Source organism: Algivirga pacifica, from assembly GCF_039543525.1.
In the GTDB taxonomy this organism is placed as follows: domain Bacteria; phylum Bacteroidota; class Bacteroidia; order Cytophagales; family Flammeovirgaceae; genus Algivirga; species Algivirga pacifica.
Window position 1 is genome coordinate 97100 of sequence record NZ_BAABJX010000059.1, and the last position, 18675, is coordinate 115774.

At 42.8% G+C, this 18675-nt stretch carries 13 protein-coding genes; 2 read left to right on the top strand and 11 right to left on the bottom strand.

Annotation, left to right across the window (positions count from 1 at the left end; all coding sequences use genetic code 11):
• Nucleotide 1 precedes the first annotated feature (1 nt).
• From ABD985_RS18960 to ABD985_RS19005, 10 genes are all read right to left on the bottom strand, one after another.
• The gene (locus ABD985_RS18960; protein ID WP_345374532.1) at nt 2-373 is read right to left on the bottom strand and encodes a hypothetical protein; all 372 of its coding nucleotides are present in this window, start codon (nt 371-373) and stop codon (nt 2-4) included.
• Between the two features lie 2 nt (nt 374-375).
• The gene (locus tag ABD985_RS18965) at nt 376-621 is read right to left on the bottom strand and encodes an RHS repeat-associated core domain-containing protein (protein ID WP_345374534.1); all 246 of its coding nucleotides are present in this window, start codon (nt 619-621) and stop codon (nt 376-378) included.
• Nucleotides 622-1140: 519 nt separating this feature from the next.
• Nucleotides 1141-1896, bottom strand: a complete 756-nt coding sequence (locus ABD985_RS18970; RefSeq protein ID WP_345374536.1) for an SDR family NAD(P)-dependent oxidoreductase — start codon at nt 1894-1896, stop codon at nt 1141-1143.
• Between the two features lie 207 nt (nt 1897-2103).
• Nucleotides 2104-3450, bottom strand: a complete 1347-nt coding sequence (locus ABD985_RS18975) for an MFS transporter (RefSeq protein ID WP_345374537.1) — start codon at nt 3448-3450, stop codon at nt 2104-2106.
• A gap of 2 nt (nt 3451-3452) precedes the next feature.
• On the bottom strand, nt 3453-3830 hold the full coding sequence (locus tag ABD985_RS18980; protein ID WP_345374539.1) for a cupin domain-containing protein: 378 nt from the start codon (nt 3828-3830) through the stop codon (nt 3453-3455).
• Nucleotides 3831-3869: 39 nt separating this feature from the next.
• Entirely contained in the window at nt 3870-6086 is a 2217-nt protein-coding gene (locus ABD985_RS18985) for an alginate lyase family protein (protein WP_345374541.1), read from the bottom strand.
• Nucleotides 6076-8388: a polysaccharide lyase 6 family protein gene (locus ABD985_RS18990; protein ID WP_345374543.1), complete on the bottom strand. Its 2313-nt coding sequence runs from the start codon at nt 8386-8388 to the stop codon at nt 6076-6078. The genes ABD985_RS18985 and ABD985_RS18990 overlap by 11 nt, the downstream gene beginning before the upstream one ends.
• Before the next feature lie 191 nt (nt 8389-8579).
• On the bottom strand, nt 8580-9938 hold the full coding sequence (locus ABD985_RS18995) for a RagB/SusD family nutrient uptake outer membrane protein (protein WP_345374544.1): 1359 nt from the start codon (nt 9936-9938) through the stop codon (nt 8580-8582).
• 14 nt (nt 9939-9952) lie between these two features.
• Complete coding sequence (locus ABD985_RS19000) at nt 9953-13006, bottom strand: SusC/RagA family TonB-linked outer membrane protein (RefSeq protein ID WP_345374546.1); 3054 nt, start codon at nt 13004-13006, stop codon at nt 9953-9955.
• A gap of 322 nt (nt 13007-13328) precedes the next feature.
• A complete protein-coding gene (locus tag ABD985_RS19005) occupies nt 13329-14045 on the bottom strand; it encodes a FadR/GntR family transcriptional regulator (RefSeq protein ID WP_345374548.1) in 717 nt (238 codons plus the stop codon).
• A 286-nt stretch (nt 14046-14331) separates the two neighbouring features.
• Here ABD985_RS19005 and ABD985_RS19010 point away from each other — a divergent pair, with 286 nt between their 5' ends.
• Together ABD985_RS19010 and ABD985_RS19015 are read left to right on the top strand one after the other, a co-directional pair.
• Nucleotides 14332-16014 (top strand): polysaccharide lyase family 7 protein, encoded by a 1683-nt coding sequence (locus tag ABD985_RS19010; protein ID WP_345374550.1) that lies wholly within the window; start codon nt 14332-14334, stop codon nt 16012-16014.
• Nucleotides 16015-16336: 322 nt separating this feature from the next.
• On the top strand, nt 16337-16999 hold the full coding sequence (locus ABD985_RS19015; protein ID WP_345374552.1) for an SDR family oxidoreductase: 663 nt from the start codon (nt 16337-16339) through the stop codon (nt 16997-16999).
• 258 nt (nt 17000-17257) lie between these two features.
• On the opposite strand, the gene ABD985_RS19020 is transcribed toward ABD985_RS19015, so the two are convergent.
• The gene (locus tag ABD985_RS19020) at nt 17258-18625 is read right to left on the bottom strand and encodes a DEAD/DEAH box helicase (RefSeq protein ID WP_345374554.1); all 1368 of its coding nucleotides are present in this window, start codon (nt 18623-18625) and stop codon (nt 17258-17260) included.
• Between the last annotated feature and the right edge of the window lie 50 nt (nt 18626-18675).

Here is an 18675-nt window from a genome sequence, read left to right on the forward strand (position 1 = left end):
GTTAATTAGAATTATTATAAAAGTCATAAATAAGAAATGTATTCGAAACTCCACTAGTTCCTCCATCTAAAAGTGATGTTCCTATCACATCTACACTACTTGTATGAATGTAGTTTTTCGTATCAAATTGAAAGGTTGAAGATAAAGTAGGTATTCCTAAAGATGAAGAGTGAAAATAAGTTGGAGGATAAAGTCTCTTACTTGTAATTGATATTGTTTCCATCCTATTCCTATCAAGGTCCCCCATTGGTCCTATATAATAAGAAGTTGAAAACGAAAGGGACCACCCTACATCACGGCCAATTCCAAATCCTTGTGAGAAAGTCAATGCAGGAGCGAGTGAGGCGCCATTTCCATATAGTTGCCACTGCAAGTCTAAAGATGAAGTCCATCCTCTTTATCAAAAGGGTCTCCCCATAGACCAGTAGGATCAATCATTTTAATAGGATTATTTCCTACATAGGTATATCCACTAGTATATTGATAAAGCGGATCCACCCCAAACCATCTCCCCACAGCAGGGTCATACATCCTGGCGCCGTAATCCAACCACCCAGTCTCCCCCTGTTCCTCTTTCCCATTATAAGTATACTTGAAACCCGTACCAGCCCCAGCACTCAAAGAAGTGATATTTCCTTCAAACGGATACTATATGAAAGGCTCAAAATCATCAAAAAAAGAACGAAAAAACTACCTTGTTTTAGCAAGGCACATAAAGAACAGGGCAGAAAAAACGTTTTTCTGTCAAGCTGGTCAAATTACTTCCTTCTCGTATTGACTACATTTTTGTAGGATTCGAGAGAACAGTTACCTCCAAAAGAAAATTATGCCCATTAATGAGTTTAAGCGATGCTCAGGGGCGCCATGCAATGGACTCTACACTATATGTGACCTTGCTCCAGAAGTACTTCCCTGTGATTAAATCCTTAAATGGGCTTGGACGATTAATACATCACTTATCCCTGATAGTTAATGTAATCTACAGTGGAAGGGTAGCAATTTTCTTTAAGTTACGAAGGATAGCGGTAAAGTGCTATGGTTTTCTTCTGTAGATACAAGAACTATTACCATGAAATACAAAAAAAGACCGTCCCATCCATGGATGAAACAGCCTTTTCTATTACTAATGACTTCTTATGATTAAGAGAATGCCAATCCTCCGTTGATATCAATATTATTACCAGTGATAAAGCTTGACTCTTCAGAAGCCAGGTAACCTACCAGATCCGCTACCTCTTCAGCATTTCCTTCTCTTCTTAATGGAGTTCCACCAGCCACTTTGGACCTTACCTCATCCTTGGTGAAATCATCGTGGAACTTGGTGGCAATCATACCTGGGCAAAGTGCGTTCACTCTAATTTTCTGAGGGCCGAATTCCTTAGCCCATGCACGTGTTAGGGTCATCACGGCACCTTTGGCCGTTGCGTATAATGAAGCACCTGGTCCTCCACCATCTCTACCTGCTTGAGAAGCAAAGTTTACAATAGAGCCACCGTTAGTCATATAGTTTTTCACTTCTTTAGTGACCTGCCATACAGTCTTCAGGTTAAGGTTTAGCAATAGGTCATAAAACTCATCGTCCTGTTCTTCGATTGGCTTACGGCCTACTAGCCCACCTGCCACATTGACTAGTACATGAATCTCTTCTCCGTAAGTGTCTACGGCTGTTTGTACCAGGTTTTTCACATCGAACTTGTTCATCATATCCCCTTGTACAATGATCGCCTCCCCTTCTTTTGCCTGAATAAGGCGAAGTGTTTCTTCTGCATCCTGTACGTTGTCATAATAGTTGATGACTACCTTAGCACCCATCTCGGCTAACTTACATGAAACTGCTCTACCGATGTCTCTTGCACCGCCTGTTACTACGGCTACCTTTCCAAATAAACTACTCATAATTAATTCTATTTTTTAGTTGTTAATTTTTTCTTGACCCGATTAAAGGCTTTTATGATTTAATTCTGACTATCAGACATGAACTAATTTTCATGCATTTTCAAACGTTCCGGACATGCCAATGGCATGTCCCTACCACGTTTTCAAATAGGTATACAAGAAAACAGATACCTCATACCCAGTAGTCGGGTTTAATTGTCATTTTCACTACTTGATCGGTTTGATATCCCGAGCCAACATGTAGATTGCCAAGACTCCTAAGGGTACAAATAGGGCAATCATTGCAAAAATGGGTGTATAGGAAACCTGCTCTACAATCACAGGTACTAAGAAATTCATTAAGATCACGGAGAATACACCTACTGTACCTCCCAGTCCAGCCAAACTCCCTACGGAAGCTCCATTGAAGAAGTCACTTGGCAGAGTCTGTATGTTTCCAATGGCAAACTGAAATCCTAGCAATACGAAGGAGACGATAATCACAAAGGCTAAGGCTGATTTTGCGGCCAAAACCGTCACCACCAAGCCTGCAAACATAATCAGTCCTCCTGTGGTGATGACTGTCTTACGGGCGCTGTTTACGGTCTTACCATTCTTGATAAGCAGTCCTGCTACCCATCCTCCGGCAATACTTCCTACGGCTGCACCTACGTAAGGCACCCAGGCAAACAGTCCGATCTGCTTTACGTCAAAGCCATATACATCGGCCAGATAAATCGGCATCCATCCCACGAACAGCCACCAGATCGGCTCCAGAAAGAATCTTGAAACCAGTACTGCCCAAGAAGCTTTGTAAGACAACAGCTCTCTCATACTCATGCTTTTCTGATGCTTGACATCCTGATCAAACTCACTCTGTCCCGACTTGATGTATTCTCTTTCTTGATCGGTAATCCAAGGGTGTTCCTGCGGACCTTTCTTGTTCAAGATCAACCAAGGAATTACCCACAAAAGACTCGTTCCTCCAATAATGGCAAAGGTGATTTTCCATCCGAAAGCGATAAACAAGGTCGCAATCAAAGGAGGTGCGATAACTGATCCCAAGGCAGCCCCGGAATTGAATATTCCTTGTGCAATGGCTCTCTCCTTCATTGGGAACCACTCCGCATTACTCTTCACGGCTCCGGGCCAGTTTCCTGCTTCTCCAATACCCAAGGTCACTCTGAATAAGCTAAAGCTTCTCAACCCAACGGCCAAGGCATGGGCCATCGTAGAAAGTCCCCATAGTCCAATGGACAATACATAGCCCACACGGGTCCCCACCTTATCAAACAACTTTCCTGATAAAGATTGCCCTAAGGCATAGGCCACCATAAACACATTCAGAATAATGGCATAATCTCCCTTGTCCATCCCTAGCTCCTTGGCCACAGTAGGCCACATAATCCCCAGGGCAGAACGGTCAATATAGTTTACAATGGTGGCCAGGGCGATCAAGCCAATAATCCACCATCTCAATCCTTTCAGCTTGAACCCTTTCTTGGAGGGAGCTGAAGGGGAAGCGCCCTTATGGGACTCTTCTACCGGTGCTACTTTATGATATACCTCTTCCATGTTTATGCATTTTCCTCGGTTCCGAAATACGATACTTTACTTCCATCCAGAAAGTCCTCTCTTACAGGACTGAATACATCAATCAACATCCCTTTTTCGCGGCAAATCACTCCGTGGACTACATGAGGAGGAATGTAAAAGGAATCACCTCCCTTCAACATTTTAGTTTCGTCCCCAATGGTCATTTCGAATGTCCCCTCTACTACGTAGGTCGTTTGTGCATGGTAGTGCTCATGGGGAGCACCCACTCCTCCTTCCTCAAACTGCACCTTCACCATCATAATGGTCTCATCGTATCCCATGATTTTTCTGGAGATACCACCTCCCATTACTTCCCATTCTTGCTCTCTGTCCAGGTGAAATGTTTTTTTATTTTCCATATGCTTTTCTTTGATATAGGTAATTGATTTTTTGATTTCTTATTTCATTGCTGAAACATATACAGGGCCTTCCCATTGGTATTTGTACCCCTTATATTCTATTTGGTGTTTATCTTTGGTCATGGTCTTTTCTGTTGACCAAAACACCTGTAATTCTTCTCCATTTTTCCACGTTATCGTTACTCCTTCATATCCTTTCATTAAGGTTAGCTCCTTTACTTCAGCGATAGGAGTTTCTGTTCGGTTTGTCAACTCAGTGACCTGATTACGTCCACCATGTGGTATAATCACATTAATGAAGCGAGCATGCTTCCCTGTTCTTCGTTGTATCAGGACAGGATCCCTTCTCAAATTGAACTTAGGATCATTGGCTCCTAACCTGCCCAAGAGATAGCGAGTACCTGTCTCATTAATACTCGCTATACTATAAAAGCGATTTCCCTTCAGCCATGTAAAAGTCGTATTGCTCTCTTGGCTAATTCCCTCTCCTTCTTTCCATAGATGTTGATACCCATTGGATTGTCCCAACACTTGCATTTGCTGATTGGCGGTACTTTCTATAAAATCAGCATTCATCACCTGTCCTTGATAATGATAGGCCAGGTCATATTGATGCACTTCCTCACTTTCAGCCGAAAAGACATCCAGCATTACTGCCTCCCTGTCTGAAGTTCCTTCTATCATCACCAATTTTCTGCCCATACGCACCCCTGAATAAGCGGTCGTATCCATGGCATATAATGCCTGAAACTCTTTCTCCTGCTGTGCATAAACCAATACCCCATGATGCTTGGAAGATTTTCTTTTATCCCCATCATAATGTGATGTTTCGTCAACAATCAGGGTATTGTGGGCTATCGTCTGATGTGCCCAGGTCTTGTTCTCCGGCAAGTAACGTCCTCCCTCTTTTTGCTTGACATTGACATAGCGCACCGCTCCATAATCCTGCAAAATCTCCTGTGCTCCTTCATACATCAGTAAAGAAAGCTTATCGAAATGCCCGTGGCTCAACCCGTGAGAGGTATACTTCATGGAAGTGGTCCATTGCTCTTTTCCTTTTCCCGTACGAAGGATTCCTATTCCTCCTTCATCTCCTGAGCTCCCATCCGTAATCACCAAAGACGTTCTATTAAAAGGTTGCTGTTTTCCATCCGCCAATGCTAAGGCTACGTTTAAGCCTGCCTGATTCAACAGTACCGTATTTTGCTCTTCCACAATAGAGAGTAATGCAGGATCTTTTTTCCCATAAGCATATAAAAGATCTACCCCTGCTACCAAGCTACTGGTCGTATAATCCATTCCCTTGATCGCATCATTGAATGGGAAAAATGTTCCGTCGACATTGGTAAGCTGTAAAAGTGTCTCTACTGTTTTTAGCAGAATACCATCCCTATACTTGAAGATCTGTCGCTTTGGCTCATTATTTTCAATCGCCAAAGCAAAAAGCATAAACGGGGTCAAGGCATATCGGTGATAGTAAGGTCCTTCCGTATAGTACCCATCTGGCGAAAACAAGGCATCCAAATGGGTATAAAACCCTGCCTCTCCTTTTTCTTTATGGGCAATCCCTGCCGTCAGTTCCATGCCATAAAGTGCCTTATTGACCAACGCTTGATCCTCCAGCACATATCCTGTCATCCCTACAGCTGCTACTGCCCAAACGCCATGGTTATGAATCCGGTTAAATACCTCAGGATTCTCTGCTGACAAGAAATGAGCAAAGGGCTTTAACAAGTCAGTCGTAATACGTTCCCTTTGCTTCTCCGTCAAGTAATCATATACACCATCATATGCCTGCGCTACATATACCAACCACACACTTTCGTTCAGCAATTGCCAGAATAACTTTCCTGGCGCATATGATTTCTTGATAGGGTGCTCTAGTAACGTAGGGTACATTTCCGCATACGCCTCCAATAGTTCGGTGACAAACCCTGCGTATTTTTGTTCTCCTGTCAGTTGATACAGAACCGAAGCCTGATACATCAACCGACTATTTTCCTTATGCTTCTCATGTGTATACCCTCCTGCCGGATCTTTCGGTACAGGTACTGCTATCTCCTCCCTTACTACCTTGTCAATCTTCTGTTGCATCTGCTCCAGTGTCTCCATAAAAAGAGGGGCCTGTGGCATCTGCTTTCGGATGTCTTGCACTCCCTCTTTGGTCAAGGTTAAAGTAGGATGCTGTTGCCCAAAAGCAACGGTTGCCAAGCAACAGCTCCATATCCATCCAATGATCAATCCCTTATTCCACATCCTTACGCGCATTTAAAGTCAATGATTCCTCTGCGACAGGCATTCCTAAGTAATGCCCTTTCGCTAGTGTCTTCTTCCACTGCTCCACCTTTTCCGGAGTGTAATTCCCTTCTGGATACTGATAGATATGTTTTCCTGCTCTAGGATAAAATGTTTCTATTTTTCCTGAATTCAAGGCTAACACATAATCAATATAACTATTCGCCCAAGCCGGATCTTCAAACTTTATGATACGTCCACTTCTTCCGGCATCCTGAAAGAATACATCTTCGATATGGAGTTGCTGTACTCCCCATAGTAGCAGGACACTACCCAGCTCCTTATTATTGACCTCTACAAACTCACATCGATTGATGTTGACCTTTGGCCCCGTTGTACTTTCGTCATTCCCCATTCTGGTTACTGCCAAGGCACTTCCCATTACTTTGTAGAACTTACAGTCTTCCATCACCACATACTCAGCATTATACTTCCCTTGCTGCTCTCTTTCTCCATTCAGGTTAATCGCATTACCCGAGATATTTTCAAACGTACAATGACGGAAAGCTACGGTATCTGCAAACGTACTGGCAGCTGCTTCGAATGCACAGTATTTGGAGGCATCAAAGTCTACAAAGTCGCAATATTCTACGTTCAAATTATAGTGTTGAATCATCGGCTGCTGTACCGTTCGAATGGCTGACTTAGCTATTCCTTTAGAGGAACGTCCTTCAAAACGAATTCCGCTTACCGATAAGCTTCCACCATTATCTATGATAAAGAAAGGCTGTTGCTTCTCATTTTCTGGATATCTAAACGTCACCTTCTTCTGTTTTTCCGTTTGGATGACCACTGTTTTTGTCAATACAATAGGCTCCTCAAAGCGTACTTCTTCCATCTCCAACGTCAAGGTATCTCCTTCTTGTGCCTCTGCCATCGCTTGCTGGAATTGGCTCTTGACACGTTTGTTCGTTCCTTTGGCCACTGCTGCCTGCCCGGTGTTTTTATACCAGGCAGGTCCTGCAGTTTGGGCCGTTGCTGTCAATACAGGTTGATAGTCAACGTTACTGTATAATCCGTTTTCGTCCTTATTATATATATTATCTGTCGCTTTCATACCACTCCAGTGCCATTGGCCTGAGCGGTTACGATAGGTATTGTTTTCAAAAGTAAATCCACTCAGTGGCACTTTTGAGGTAATTAATGTTTTCTGTTCGGGATGATAAAATAGGTTATTGCTAAATACGATATTCTCTGGAGCCTCGGTACGCTCCTTGTCTGCGCCTACTCCCAATGTGATATAATCACAGTAGAAGAAATGATTGTTGGTAATCTTTACATCCTGTGCATGGTGATAACGATTGATCAGAGAATTGGGTACTCCGTTCATCACAGGAATTGTTCCAAAGAATCGCTGTCCAGTTAGCTCCTGAAAGTGATTTCCTTCAATCGTATGTCCTGCATTAATCACTCTAATTCCTCCTGTATTTGGTTCGTTCTCGCCTAAGAAGTAGTTATTCAGAATTTGATTTCTATTCCCATGACGTAGTGCTAGCACTCCTCCACAAGCATAGAATGTATTTCCTTTGATAATGTTATCGGATGACTTGATAGAAACCACTTCTACCTCTCCGCTACAGCGATCAAAGTAATTGTTTTCGATCAAGGTGTTGGATGATTCCAACGAATAAGTGGATACCCCTACTCTTAAGGTTTCACCTCCGTTAGATCCCAACTTAGGTCTAGGACCAAAGTAATTATTAATGATTTTATGGTGGTTATTCAAGCTTCTTTTATCGTTCAATCGCACCGCCAACGTTACGCCACTATTGAGTTTTCCCCCAAAGTAGCAATGGTCTATCTGATTGTGCTGACCGTGTACCTCTACCCAATAATTCTTGTCAAAACGATTAGGAGGATTGAACCCATCAATCACACAAGCGGTCAAACGAGAATGAAAGGCCAATGCTTTTCCTGACTTAAATCGAATGACACTACGTTTCTTGGCATACCCTTCTTTAAACACCAAGCCATGTACCTCCAAGTAGCTTCCCCCTATTTCCAAGAATGAATTTCCTGTCAATACTACCTTCCCTTCCTTTTCTGCCATCAGTACAATAGGAGCCTCTGCTGTCCCCTCTCCTACAAACTTCAAGTCTACATCTTTCCACTTTCCTTCCTGCATCACAATCGTATCTCCAGCTGCTGCATCAGCAATCGCCTCCTGCAGTGCTGCTGTATCCTTGACCAGTATACGTCCGTGTTGCTCACAAGAAAAAAGTAAGGTAGCTGCCACCCATAGTTGTAAGATATACTTCCACATAGCTCCAGTATTTTTATTATTAATAACTATTATATATACACGTAATAATTTAAAAAATCTCTTACCTCCATTCAGTCAATGGAAAACTTAGAGTTACTGTGATGTTCTTTTCTAGCTTTTTGTGGACCCTCGCCGTGAGGCGAGGGCCTACAATATATTCTATGACAGCATTGTGCTGTCAAATAACCAACTTAATTACCTCCTGCGTAGCCTGGATTCTGTTCTAGCAATCCACTACTTACGTTGATCTCTCTTTGAGGAATAGGCAGCAACAAAGAAGTTGGCTCAAAGGTGAATCCCTCTGCTTGTGCAAAAGCACTCAACACTTGCTCTGCCACTCCGAAACGCTGCAGGTCAAACCATCGCTGATTCTCGAAAGCGAACTCCAATCTTCTTTCCAAAAGCAAGTTCTCTTTTGTTACCTCTGTCAGGTCAGCCAAGCCTGCACGAGCTCGAACAGCATTTACAGCAGACAATGCAGCGGCATCAGTCGTCGCATTTCCTCCTGCCAGAATGGCTTCTGCATACATCAGCAGTACATCCGAATACCTTAGGACAATCCAATCATTGCCACAAAGCTCTGCATTGCTTGATTGTGTCAGGAACTTAGCCGTTGCTCTCTTGTCTTCTGTCAGGGTTGTTGCCAAACGCAAATCCTCTGCTACATAAAGATCCTGAAGATCATTCGTTGCATAGTTTAGACCGCTCGCCTTTCCTAGTGCTGTAAACTCCAAGGAGAAAATCTGGCTTTCTGCCTCATTGTCATCCAGGTACTGAATCGCAAAGATGATCTCATCATTCAACTCATTATAGAAGACATCGTTGAAGTCATCCACCAAGGCATAACTTCCGGATGACATTAAAGCATCCAATAATCCTTTTGCCTCCGCATACATTCCTTGTGTTAGGTATACTTTTGCTAGCAATGCTTGTGCAGCACCTTTGGTTGCGCGTCCTTCAGCCACGGCTCCCCTATCCAACAGTAATGCAGCTGCTTCTGTCAAGTCGTTAGTGATCGCAGTATATACTGCTGAAGACGCTACTCTTGCGAAGGCCTCCTGATTCGAGGTATACACTACTTTATCAATTAAAGGAATATCCCCGAAAAGGCTTACCAAATAGAAGTGTCCCATTGCTCTTGCAAATTTCGCTTCCCCTTCAAATTGCTGACGAAGTGACTCATCTTTCACAGCATCCAAGTTCTCCAGAATGGTGTTCGCCCTGAAAATCACCTTGTAATAGTTGGCCCAATACCTTGCGACCACACTATTGTTAATATCGATATTAAGGTTTTCGAACTGTGCCCACTCTCCTTCTGAGTTTTTGGTACCGGAGTTATCCGAGCGCATTTCTGTCAAGGCATACTCTTCCTGAACAACCTCTTGCAACCCATCGTAGATCGCATAGACTGCCGCTTCTACTTCTCCATCGTTTTGGTAGAATCCATTATCTCCCAATGCTGAGATTGGCTTCTCATCCAGGAAAGACTCACAAGACAAGGTTGCGGTCATCAATCCCAGACATAGCGTATAGTTTAGTATTTTTCTCATGGTATTTTTTCCGTTTAAAACTCAAGGTTAAGGCCTACAGTATAAGATCTTGGAATTGGTGCAGCACCACGCTGATATCCATATGTCAGTGGATTATCCTGTCCCTGATTGATTCCTTCCGGGTTGAAGCTAGAGTACTCTTCTGACATCAAGTACAGTAGGTTCTGTCCTGAGAAATAGAATCTCAATTTCTCCGCGCCAATCTTGTTTACCCATGCTTTTGGCATTGTATAGCCCAAGTTCAATGAACGCAATGCGATAAAGGAAGCATCTTGTACAATATCATCGGTGAAGATACGCTGTACTACTTTATCAGCATCCGGGAACTCGTCGTTGTAATCCTGATTTCCTGAGAACTGATTGTTTACGTACTGAGGGTCCATATTTCTAACCTCTGCACCGTGTGATCCCTGGAACATAAATGAGAAGTCAATATCTCTTACCTTAAACGTGTTGCTTACGCTCCATACCAAGTCAGGATATGGTGATCCCAAAATTGTACGGTCATCCGGCGTGATCTCTCCATCACCATTCAAGTCTTTTACGTACACATCCTGAGACTGCCCACCTACTGGATAAAGCGAATTCTTCAGATACTCAGGAGCAATTTCCTTTTCCATTACATAGCCATAGAAAGAAGAAATAGGTTGTCCTACTGAAGCGATCCACTCTGCTGGACGTTTGCTATCTACAATAGAGATCAAGTCATCTACCCCAGCAAAATCCACCAAGGTGTTCTTATTTTGTGATAGGTTCCCTGAGATTGTCCATGAATAATCTTTGTTGGTAATTAAGTGTACTCCTAGCTCAATTTCTACCCCTCTGTTTTCCACTGTTCCCATATTGACCGTCGTTTCTGAGAAGCCTGTCACAGAAGGAATTGGTTGTGGCAACAATAAATCGTCACTGGTTCTTTGATACCAATCGAATGAACCATAGATGCGGTTATCCAAGAATCCAAAGTCTACCCCTGGGTTGATCTCCAACTGCTTTTCCCATCTCAACTCTGGGCTAGCGATATTATTTGGATAGAAACTGGTCACGATACCTCCATCCATCACTGCACTTCCTGGTGACAGTAGTCCCAAGTGATCATAAGGGCCGATACCACTGTTGTTACCCGTCGTACCGTAGCTGAATCTTGCTTTCAGGTTAGAAATCAGGTCACTGTTTTTCAAGAATCCTTCTTCGTTTACTCTCCAACCTAAAGAGAATGCAGGGAAGAAACCATATCTATAATCTGAGCCAAACTTCGAACTACCGTCTGTTCTCGCACTCACGGAAGCTAAATACTTCCCTTGGAAAGCGTAGTTGACCCTTCCGAAAAACGATTGCAAGGCCACAGCAGACTTCACACCATCTCCCTCTGCGATCACACTTGCGGCATTAATCGTACGGATATAGTCAAACTCATATCCTGTACCCAATACCTCTGAAGACTCGTATTGCCATTTTTCAAAAGACATCCCGGCTACAGCATTCATTTCATGATCTCCCACTTCAAGGTTATAAGTCAACACGTTATCATTGACCCAGTGTAAGTTATTGTATGTGCGGTATTGCAGTTCCGCTCTGGAAGCGCCACGACGGTCTGCTTTTGTGCCTGTCCAATAATCTCTTACTCTGCTCATGTAATCACCACCAATGGACGTCTTGAAGTTCAATCCTTTCGCTAGTTTCACCTTTACATTGGCATTCGTAAAGACCTTCAAGGTATTCTCTCTACGGTCTCTCTCCAATACCTTTGCCAACGGACTGGCATTAGAAGTAGTACTGATATTGGTATAATCAGGATGGTTATCAAAATGACGCTCCATCGCATAATCTCCCACCTTAACATCTGGATATTTGTTTCTATCCACGAACTGTATCGTATGCTCGTCATGATACAATGGCAACCATGGTGACTGCCTCAGCGCATCGTGTACGCCAATTGGGAATAATCTTTTCTGTGTATAAGAAGGGTTTAACTTAATTCCTACACTTACTCGATCATTCAACTTCGTATCCAAGTTCAATCGGAAGTTTAGTTTGTTATATGAATCGGTCAACAAAACGCCATCATCTGACATGTATCCACCGGATACTCTAAACTTGGTATTTTCACTACCTCCACTTGCGCTCAACGAATAGTTTTGTACGCTACCACCATCAAACATTACTTCTTGCCAGTTGGTCTCTGTACCCAATGCTTTGATGTATTCCAGACGTCCAGTATCTCCGTCGGACGCCAATACCTGAGCTTCCCAATCAGCTAGTGAAGGCAAGAAGTCCTTTTTGACTGGAATATACTTCTGACCATAATATGAGTTGAAGGAGAACTTAGTCTTCCCTGCCTGACCGGACTTGGTTGTAATCATAATGACCCCATTACCACCTCTAGAACCATAGATAGCAGCAGAAGAAGCATCCTTCAATACTTCTACAGAAGCCACATCGGTCATATCAATACTGGCCAGGAAGTCTCCATTTACAACGACCCCGTCCACTACAACCAAAGGTTCAGAGCTAGCCTTAATAGAACCAACCCCTCTTACCCTGATGGTTGGCGCAGCACCCGCCTGTGGGTTCGTCATTTGAATATTTACTCCTGAAACCTGACCAATCAATGCTTCATCCACGCGTGCTGTTGGAATCTGGTCTAGCATTTCATTTTCTACTTTGGAAATTGATCCGGTTAGATGTGATTTCTTTTGAGTACCGTATCCGATAACCACCACTTCCTCCAATTGCTCCAGGTCTTGTACCAAAGAAATTGTCAAAGAGGTCTGATTATCCACAGTTACTTCTTGCGTCTCATACCCAATGTAGCTAAATTGCAAGATCTCTCCGGGAGCTACTTCTAAGGTAAACGCACCATCGAAGTCAGAGACTACTCCTTTGATGGTATCTTTTATTCGAATGTTTACCCCCGGTAATGGTTCATTGGTATCCGAGGACAAAACTTTTCCGGAGATCACCTGGTTACTTGATTGTGCTATTGCCGTAGCATTTAGGCAATAGAGTAGCAGGCAAGCTAAAAGTCTCGTTACCCAAACTCTTAGCCCTAACGTATGTGTCGTAAGCATAGTAGATAAATTAAATAAACGATTCGTGAAGATTACTGATCGTATTGTGTTGAGAGGCTCCCCAAAGCCTCTCTTTTTTTTATTGATTAGATATTAAAATCTATCTCCCTGCCTGATCGTTGCGCCCCTACAGCAGTTTGATAAATAGTTTATTGGTGTTCTTTTTGTTTAATAGTTTTATGTTTCCCCCAAGCAGTAGGGGTGAAGTAATATTTGTTTTTATTTCTATTTCCTGGCCATATCATTGAAACATGGACTCACGATATATTGTAATGAAAAAATGGCATTCAATATAACTCCCAGGCATATCCCTTGTACTGTATTACACCAAGGTCCTTTGCTTCATGCTATGCATCAACACATCTTGCAAGTGTTCATACATGGCCGTTTCTGCCGCTTCCGCATTTCCTTCCTTGATATAACGAAGAATCGCTTTGTGTTCCTCCAGCGCTTGTCTTGCCCTTCCCTTTCCACACACCTCTTCTTTGTTGTAGAAGGTCAGGATATCGGGAACGATAATCATCAGTAAGTTCTTCAATGCTCCATTCTTGGCCGCTTCTGAGATAGACAAGTGAAACATCAAATCTTCTTCTACCGCAGAGGAACCTTCCGCTACAGATTTCTCATAATTAAGCAAGGCCGCTTCCATACGCTCAATGTCCTCCTCTGTCCTTCTGCTTGCTGCCAGTTTCGCTGCATTGGTTTCCAGAATCACCCTAGTCTCTGCCAAAGAGTGAAAGTCCCCCTGATTCATCTTCAGTACATCGGTAATCAAGCCTTGCAAAGCCTGCATACCCATTCCAGCGACGGTTGTGCCACTTTGAGGACTGGTGCGAAGAATGCCGTAAAACTCCAATTTCTTGATCGCTTCCCGAACATAACTTCTTCCTACGCCAAACTTCTCAGACAACTTCCTTTCTGAAGGAAGGGTGTCTCCCGGATTGAGCTGCCCAGAAGTAATCAACTCCCGAATCTGTCGGATAATAACATCCGAAGGCTTCTCAATACTGATCTCTCTTAAACTTTCAAGTATTGACATATTACTTACTTTTTGGTTTCTGGTAATTGGTTAACCAAATAAAACGTATGTTTGACACATAACCAAGCTTTTTCGTTTTTTTTTCACTTTTCTTACTTTTTATTTCACTACCCTATTATTCACCTAACATTTATAATTAAATTTAAATAACTAATAATCAGATTATTAAAGTTTAATTATGAAAAATACTTTTATAAGTAGGAAAAATATTACTTACTTATAATTGGTTAACCAATCACTGGTTTACTAATAACTCAATAAATATTTACGTAACAAAACAACACCAATGAACACACACAACATCTGTCAGGCAGTAGCTATTCTACTGCTTGCACTGACGAACTTTGCATGTACTAAACAAGCCTCAACTCACGCACCGCTCTCTCCTCTCCCCAACAACACCTATCAATCATCCGCAAGGGTGGCGCAGAATCTCAGTAACCCAGGATTTGAAAGCGACTGGTCAGGTTGGTCAGATACCGACCCTTCAGCCATCTCTAGTGATGCCTATGCTGGAACCAAGTCTGCTAAAATCACGGGAGCCTCTGGAAAAGCCGTACAATCCGCCACAGTACAAGCCAATACTTCTTATGAACTAAGCGCTTATATTAAAGGAAAAGGAAAAATTGGCGCAACCCTCAACGGTACTACTTATGAAAATGTAGGCGATCACAGTGACTGGAGTAAAGTGAGCGTTACCTTTGAGACCGGATCGGCCACCACTGTAGATATATTTGCAGCCTATGGTGGTGGAGAAGGACGTTTTGACGCTTTTGAACTCTATGAAGTAGGCACTGTGGATACTCCCCCTACCTCAACCACTTTGAGTATTGCTTCTGCGACAGCCTCTATTGATGATGGCAACGTAGCCTCTAATGTACTGGATGGCGACCTTAACACACGTTGGTCTGGAAATGGTGATGGAGCTTATATTACCCTAGACTTAGGGAGTGTAGACACGGTCAGTAGTCTGGACATCGCTTGGTATAAAGGCAATGAACGATCTTCTTACTTCGACATCTTACTGGGGTCTTCAACAAGCAACCTATCTCAAGTATATACGGGTAGTAGTAGTGGCAATACCTTGGATCCGGAATCTTATGATTTTACCAGTACACCGGCTCGTTATATTCGTATCGTCGGACATGGCAACTCCAGCAACACATGGAATAGTATTACAGAAGTTACTGCTTACGGAAATAACGGGGATGATGTCCCTAACAATGGAGGCAACGAGGTCTATCCAACGGATATTATTCCTAGTCTGGTAGATTGGAAAATCACCCTGCCTGTAGATGCCAACGGAGACGACAGTGCTGATGCTCCTAACGTTGATTCACGCAACAAAAATGCGCATGAAGTGAAAGATGCAAACCTTATTGATTATACCTATACTCCTTACTTCTATGCTGCCAACGGAGAAGTATACTTTAGGGGACATTGTGCCGGAGCTACAACAAGTGGTTCCAAGTATCCTCGTTCCGAGCTTCGCCAGCGTGTAGGAGGAGGAGACAATTACTGGTCTGTGAATGATTATCAATACCTACAAACAGAACTTAGGGTAACTCACCTTCCAGTAGAAAAACCAGAGGTAAGTATGGTACAGATCCACGGTCCTGTGGACGAACCCCTACGAGTACAATATCATGCCAACCAAGGGGTCTATATTATTTGGAACGAAACCAATAAAGATACCGCCAATGCTCTGGACTATAGTTTGGGAGAACGTCTAAGAGTTACGGTAACCGTAGACAATGGAGACATCACCTGTCTTATCGAAAACCTGGATCGCAGTACTTCTTACAGCAAAACATGGGCTTCTTCCGATGCTACAGGCTACTTCAAGGTAGGCTGCTATACGCAATCCTCTATTTTCTTGAGTGAGTTCAAGACAGGGTATAATAATGAACCTTTGGATGCCTACGGTGAAATTGCCGTGAAGAGCATTACACTTACAGAGACGTATTAGAGCTGGCTTATTAAAGTTGAATAAATAACCGTCATATGTTGAACCGTTGAATCGTTGAATTGAGCTTCACTCGTTGATTCGAGTTGAACTGTTGATTGATAATAAATATATGTACTCATACAATTTATCAACTCGAATCAACTCACCAAAGGTGAAATTCAACGATTCAACGGTTCAACAAAGCTGTTGGGTAGTATGACGGTTATTTTTTCAATCTTAATCGACCAACCTAATACCTCACTCTACCGTATACCTAAGAGCTTGTTTGAAATACTGTTTCAAACAAGCTCTAACTTTTAAGGTAAACTAGATCAACAGAAATATGAAAGTGATTATTACTGGAGCCACTGGCATGGTGGGTAAAGGAATATTATTGGAATGTATAGAGAGTGCAGAGGTATCCGATATCTTATTACTGAACCGCAAATCAACAGGTATAACCCACCCCAAGGTAAAAGAAATACTTCACTCCGACTTTGCCAACCTCAACCCTATCAAGGAGCATCTTCAAGGATATGATGCTTGTTTCTATTCTATGGGTGTATCGGCATTAGGATTGAGTGAGGAGCAGTATACGCATATTACCTATACCATGACCGTTCATATGGCCACATTACTCAAGGAGTTAAACCCGAATATGGTCTTCAATTATGTATCCGGTACAGGTACCGATAGCTCTGAAAAAGGAAAGATTATGTGGGCCAGAGTAAAAGGAAAAACAGAGAATGCTATCCTCACTATGGGATTCAAGGATGCCTATGCTTTTCGTCCGGGAATGATCATTCCTGAAAAGGGTGTCAAGTCAAGTACCGGCTGGTACAATGCGTTGTATGTGATCTTCCGTCCACTATTTCCACTCTTTCGAAAGTTTGACTCCATTACCAGCAGCGTGAAGGTAGGGAAAGCCATGATTAATAGTGTACGTTATCCACAGACACAGAAGCATTTGGAGAATCCAGAGATTAATGCGTTGGCTAAAAAATAATTGGTGATCAGCTCGTTAAGGTTGAATATTTACTCATCATACTACCCAACCGCTCTGTTGAGTGGCACTGTGTGCCGTTGAGTGGAGCTCCGCTCCGTTGAGATATGCTTCGCACGTTGAGATTTTGCAGTACTGATCTTTCTCAACAGCCCGAAGGGCTTCTCAACGGCACACAGTGCCACTCAACTAGCGGTGCAAGCCGCCTCAACTGTCGGTTATTTTTTCAAACTTAACGAGCCGATCACCAATCAACTATTACTATCTTTTCTTCCGCTTCTTTTTCTTCAAGTTCTGGATCTTATCTCCCTTACGGATAGGCTTTTTATACTTCTCCTTCATTTTTTGACCGTAGCTTTTTTTCTCCTGCTTCTCACGATTGTTTTTAGGCAACTTCTCGTGAAATGAAGGACCTACATCAGAAGAAGGTGCAGGCATAGGCTCTTCCTCAAACCAATCCTTTGGCTTATCCTTTTCCTCAGGAATAAGTTGCTCTGAAATACTGACCTCTTCCGGAAGTTCACGCAGTGGAATACGATAGTTCATCAGGTCTTCAATCGCCTCCTTGAACTCGACTTCCTTCTCGCTAAACAAAAGAATGGCATGCCCTTCCTGTCCGGCTCGACCCGTTCGTCCAATTCGGTGAATATAGTTTTCCGGATACATAGGGGTATCGAAGTTAATCACCGTACTGATATTATCAATATCAATCCCTCGGGCAATCACATCGGTAGCGACTAAGATTCTACTTGTTCCCTCCTCAAATTTCTCTATAGATTTGACACGGTGATTCTGTTCTTTTCGGGAATGAATCACGGAGGTTTCGGCAAAGAAATCCAGGGTTTCGGCCAATTTATCTGCAATCGCCTTACTTCGGATAAAGATCAATACCTTATGGTGTGTTTCTTTATCGCTCAACAGGTGATTCAGTAAATTTACCTTGGTATAAAAATTAGGAACAGCATACGCTTCCTGTGTAATCGTCTCCACCGGAGTACCACTGACCGCCATGGTTTGCTTGACAGGATTGACTAAGAAGTCATCAATCAGTCCATCCACATAAGGTGTCATCGTCGCCGAGAATAGAATATTTTGGCGTTTCTCTGGCAAGTACTCAAAGATATGTTTCAGCTGTGTTTTATAACCAAAATCCAGCATGACATCCACCTCGTCAATCACCAGTTTTTTAATGGATTTCAATCTTAGCACATTGGTCAGGGCAAGGTCATAAAGCCTTCTAGGCGTACCCACAAGAATATCTACTCCCTCAGCAACTGCTTGCTTTTGCCTGTTGATATTGCTACTACCACCATAGACTCCTACCACCCTTACCGTAATGTAAGCGGTCAATTGTTCAATTTGCTCTACAATCTGAATCACCAGTTCTCTGGTCGGTGCCAGGATAAGTATTCTGGGATGAGGATCTTTAGAGAACTTCAAGTCCTGTAAAATAGGCAGTAAATAAGCCATCGTCTTACCTGTTCCTGTTTGTGCTATTCCCACAAAGTCTGAACCGCCAAGAATGGTCGAATAAGAAGCCTCCTGTATTGGTGTAGGCTGTTCAATCCCCAACTCCGTAAGGGCATTGAATAACTGTTTTTTGATCTTGAAATCTTCAAATGTGCTCATTCTGCAAAGATATCAAAAAAAAATAGTTGGGGGATGACTTTAGATTGAAT

Bases quoted from the DNA above. Each gene is read 5' to 3' on its own strand.
- ABD985_RS18970 (WP_345374536.1), bottom strand. From the start codon at position 1,896: ATGAGTAGTTTATTTGGAAAGGTAGCCGTAGTAACAGGCGGTGCAAGA.
- ABD985_RS18975 (WP_345374537.1), bottom strand. From the start codon at position 3,450: ATGGAAGAGGTATATCATAAAGTAGCACCGGTAGAAGAGTCCCATAAG.
- ABD985_RS18980 (WP_345374539.1), bottom strand. From the start codon at position 3,830: ATGGAAAATAAAAAAACATTTCACCTGGACAGAGAGCAAGAATGGGAA.
- ABD985_RS18985 (WP_345374541.1), bottom strand. From the start codon at position 6,086: ATGTGGAATAAGGGATTGATCATTGGATGGATATGGAGCTGTTGCTTG.
- ABD985_RS18990 (WP_345374543.1), bottom strand. From the start codon at position 8,388: ATGTGGAAGTATATCTTACAACTATGGGTGGCAGCTACCTTACTTTTT.
- ABD985_RS18995 (WP_345374544.1), bottom strand. From the start codon at position 9,938: ATGAGAAAAATACTAAACTATACGCTATGTCTGGGATTGATGACCGCA.
- ABD985_RS19000 (WP_345374546.1), bottom strand. From the start codon at position 13,006: ATGCTTACGACACATACGTTAGGGCTAAGAGTTTGGGTAACGAGACTT.
- ABD985_RS19005 (WP_345374548.1), bottom strand. From the start codon at position 14,045: ATGTCAATACTTGAAAGTTTAAGAGAGATCAGTATTGAGAAGCCTTCG.
- ABD985_RS19010 (WP_345374550.1), top strand. From the start codon at position 14,332: ATGAACACACACAACATCTGTCAGGCAGTAGCTATTCTACTGCTTGCA.
- ABD985_RS19015 (WP_345374552.1), top strand. From the start codon at position 16,337: ATGAAAGTGATTATTACTGGAGCCACTGGCATGGTGGGTAAAGGAATA.
- ABD985_RS19020 (WP_345374554.1), bottom strand. From the start codon at position 18,625: ATGAGCACATTTGAAGATTTCAAGATCAAAAAACAGTTATTCAATGCC.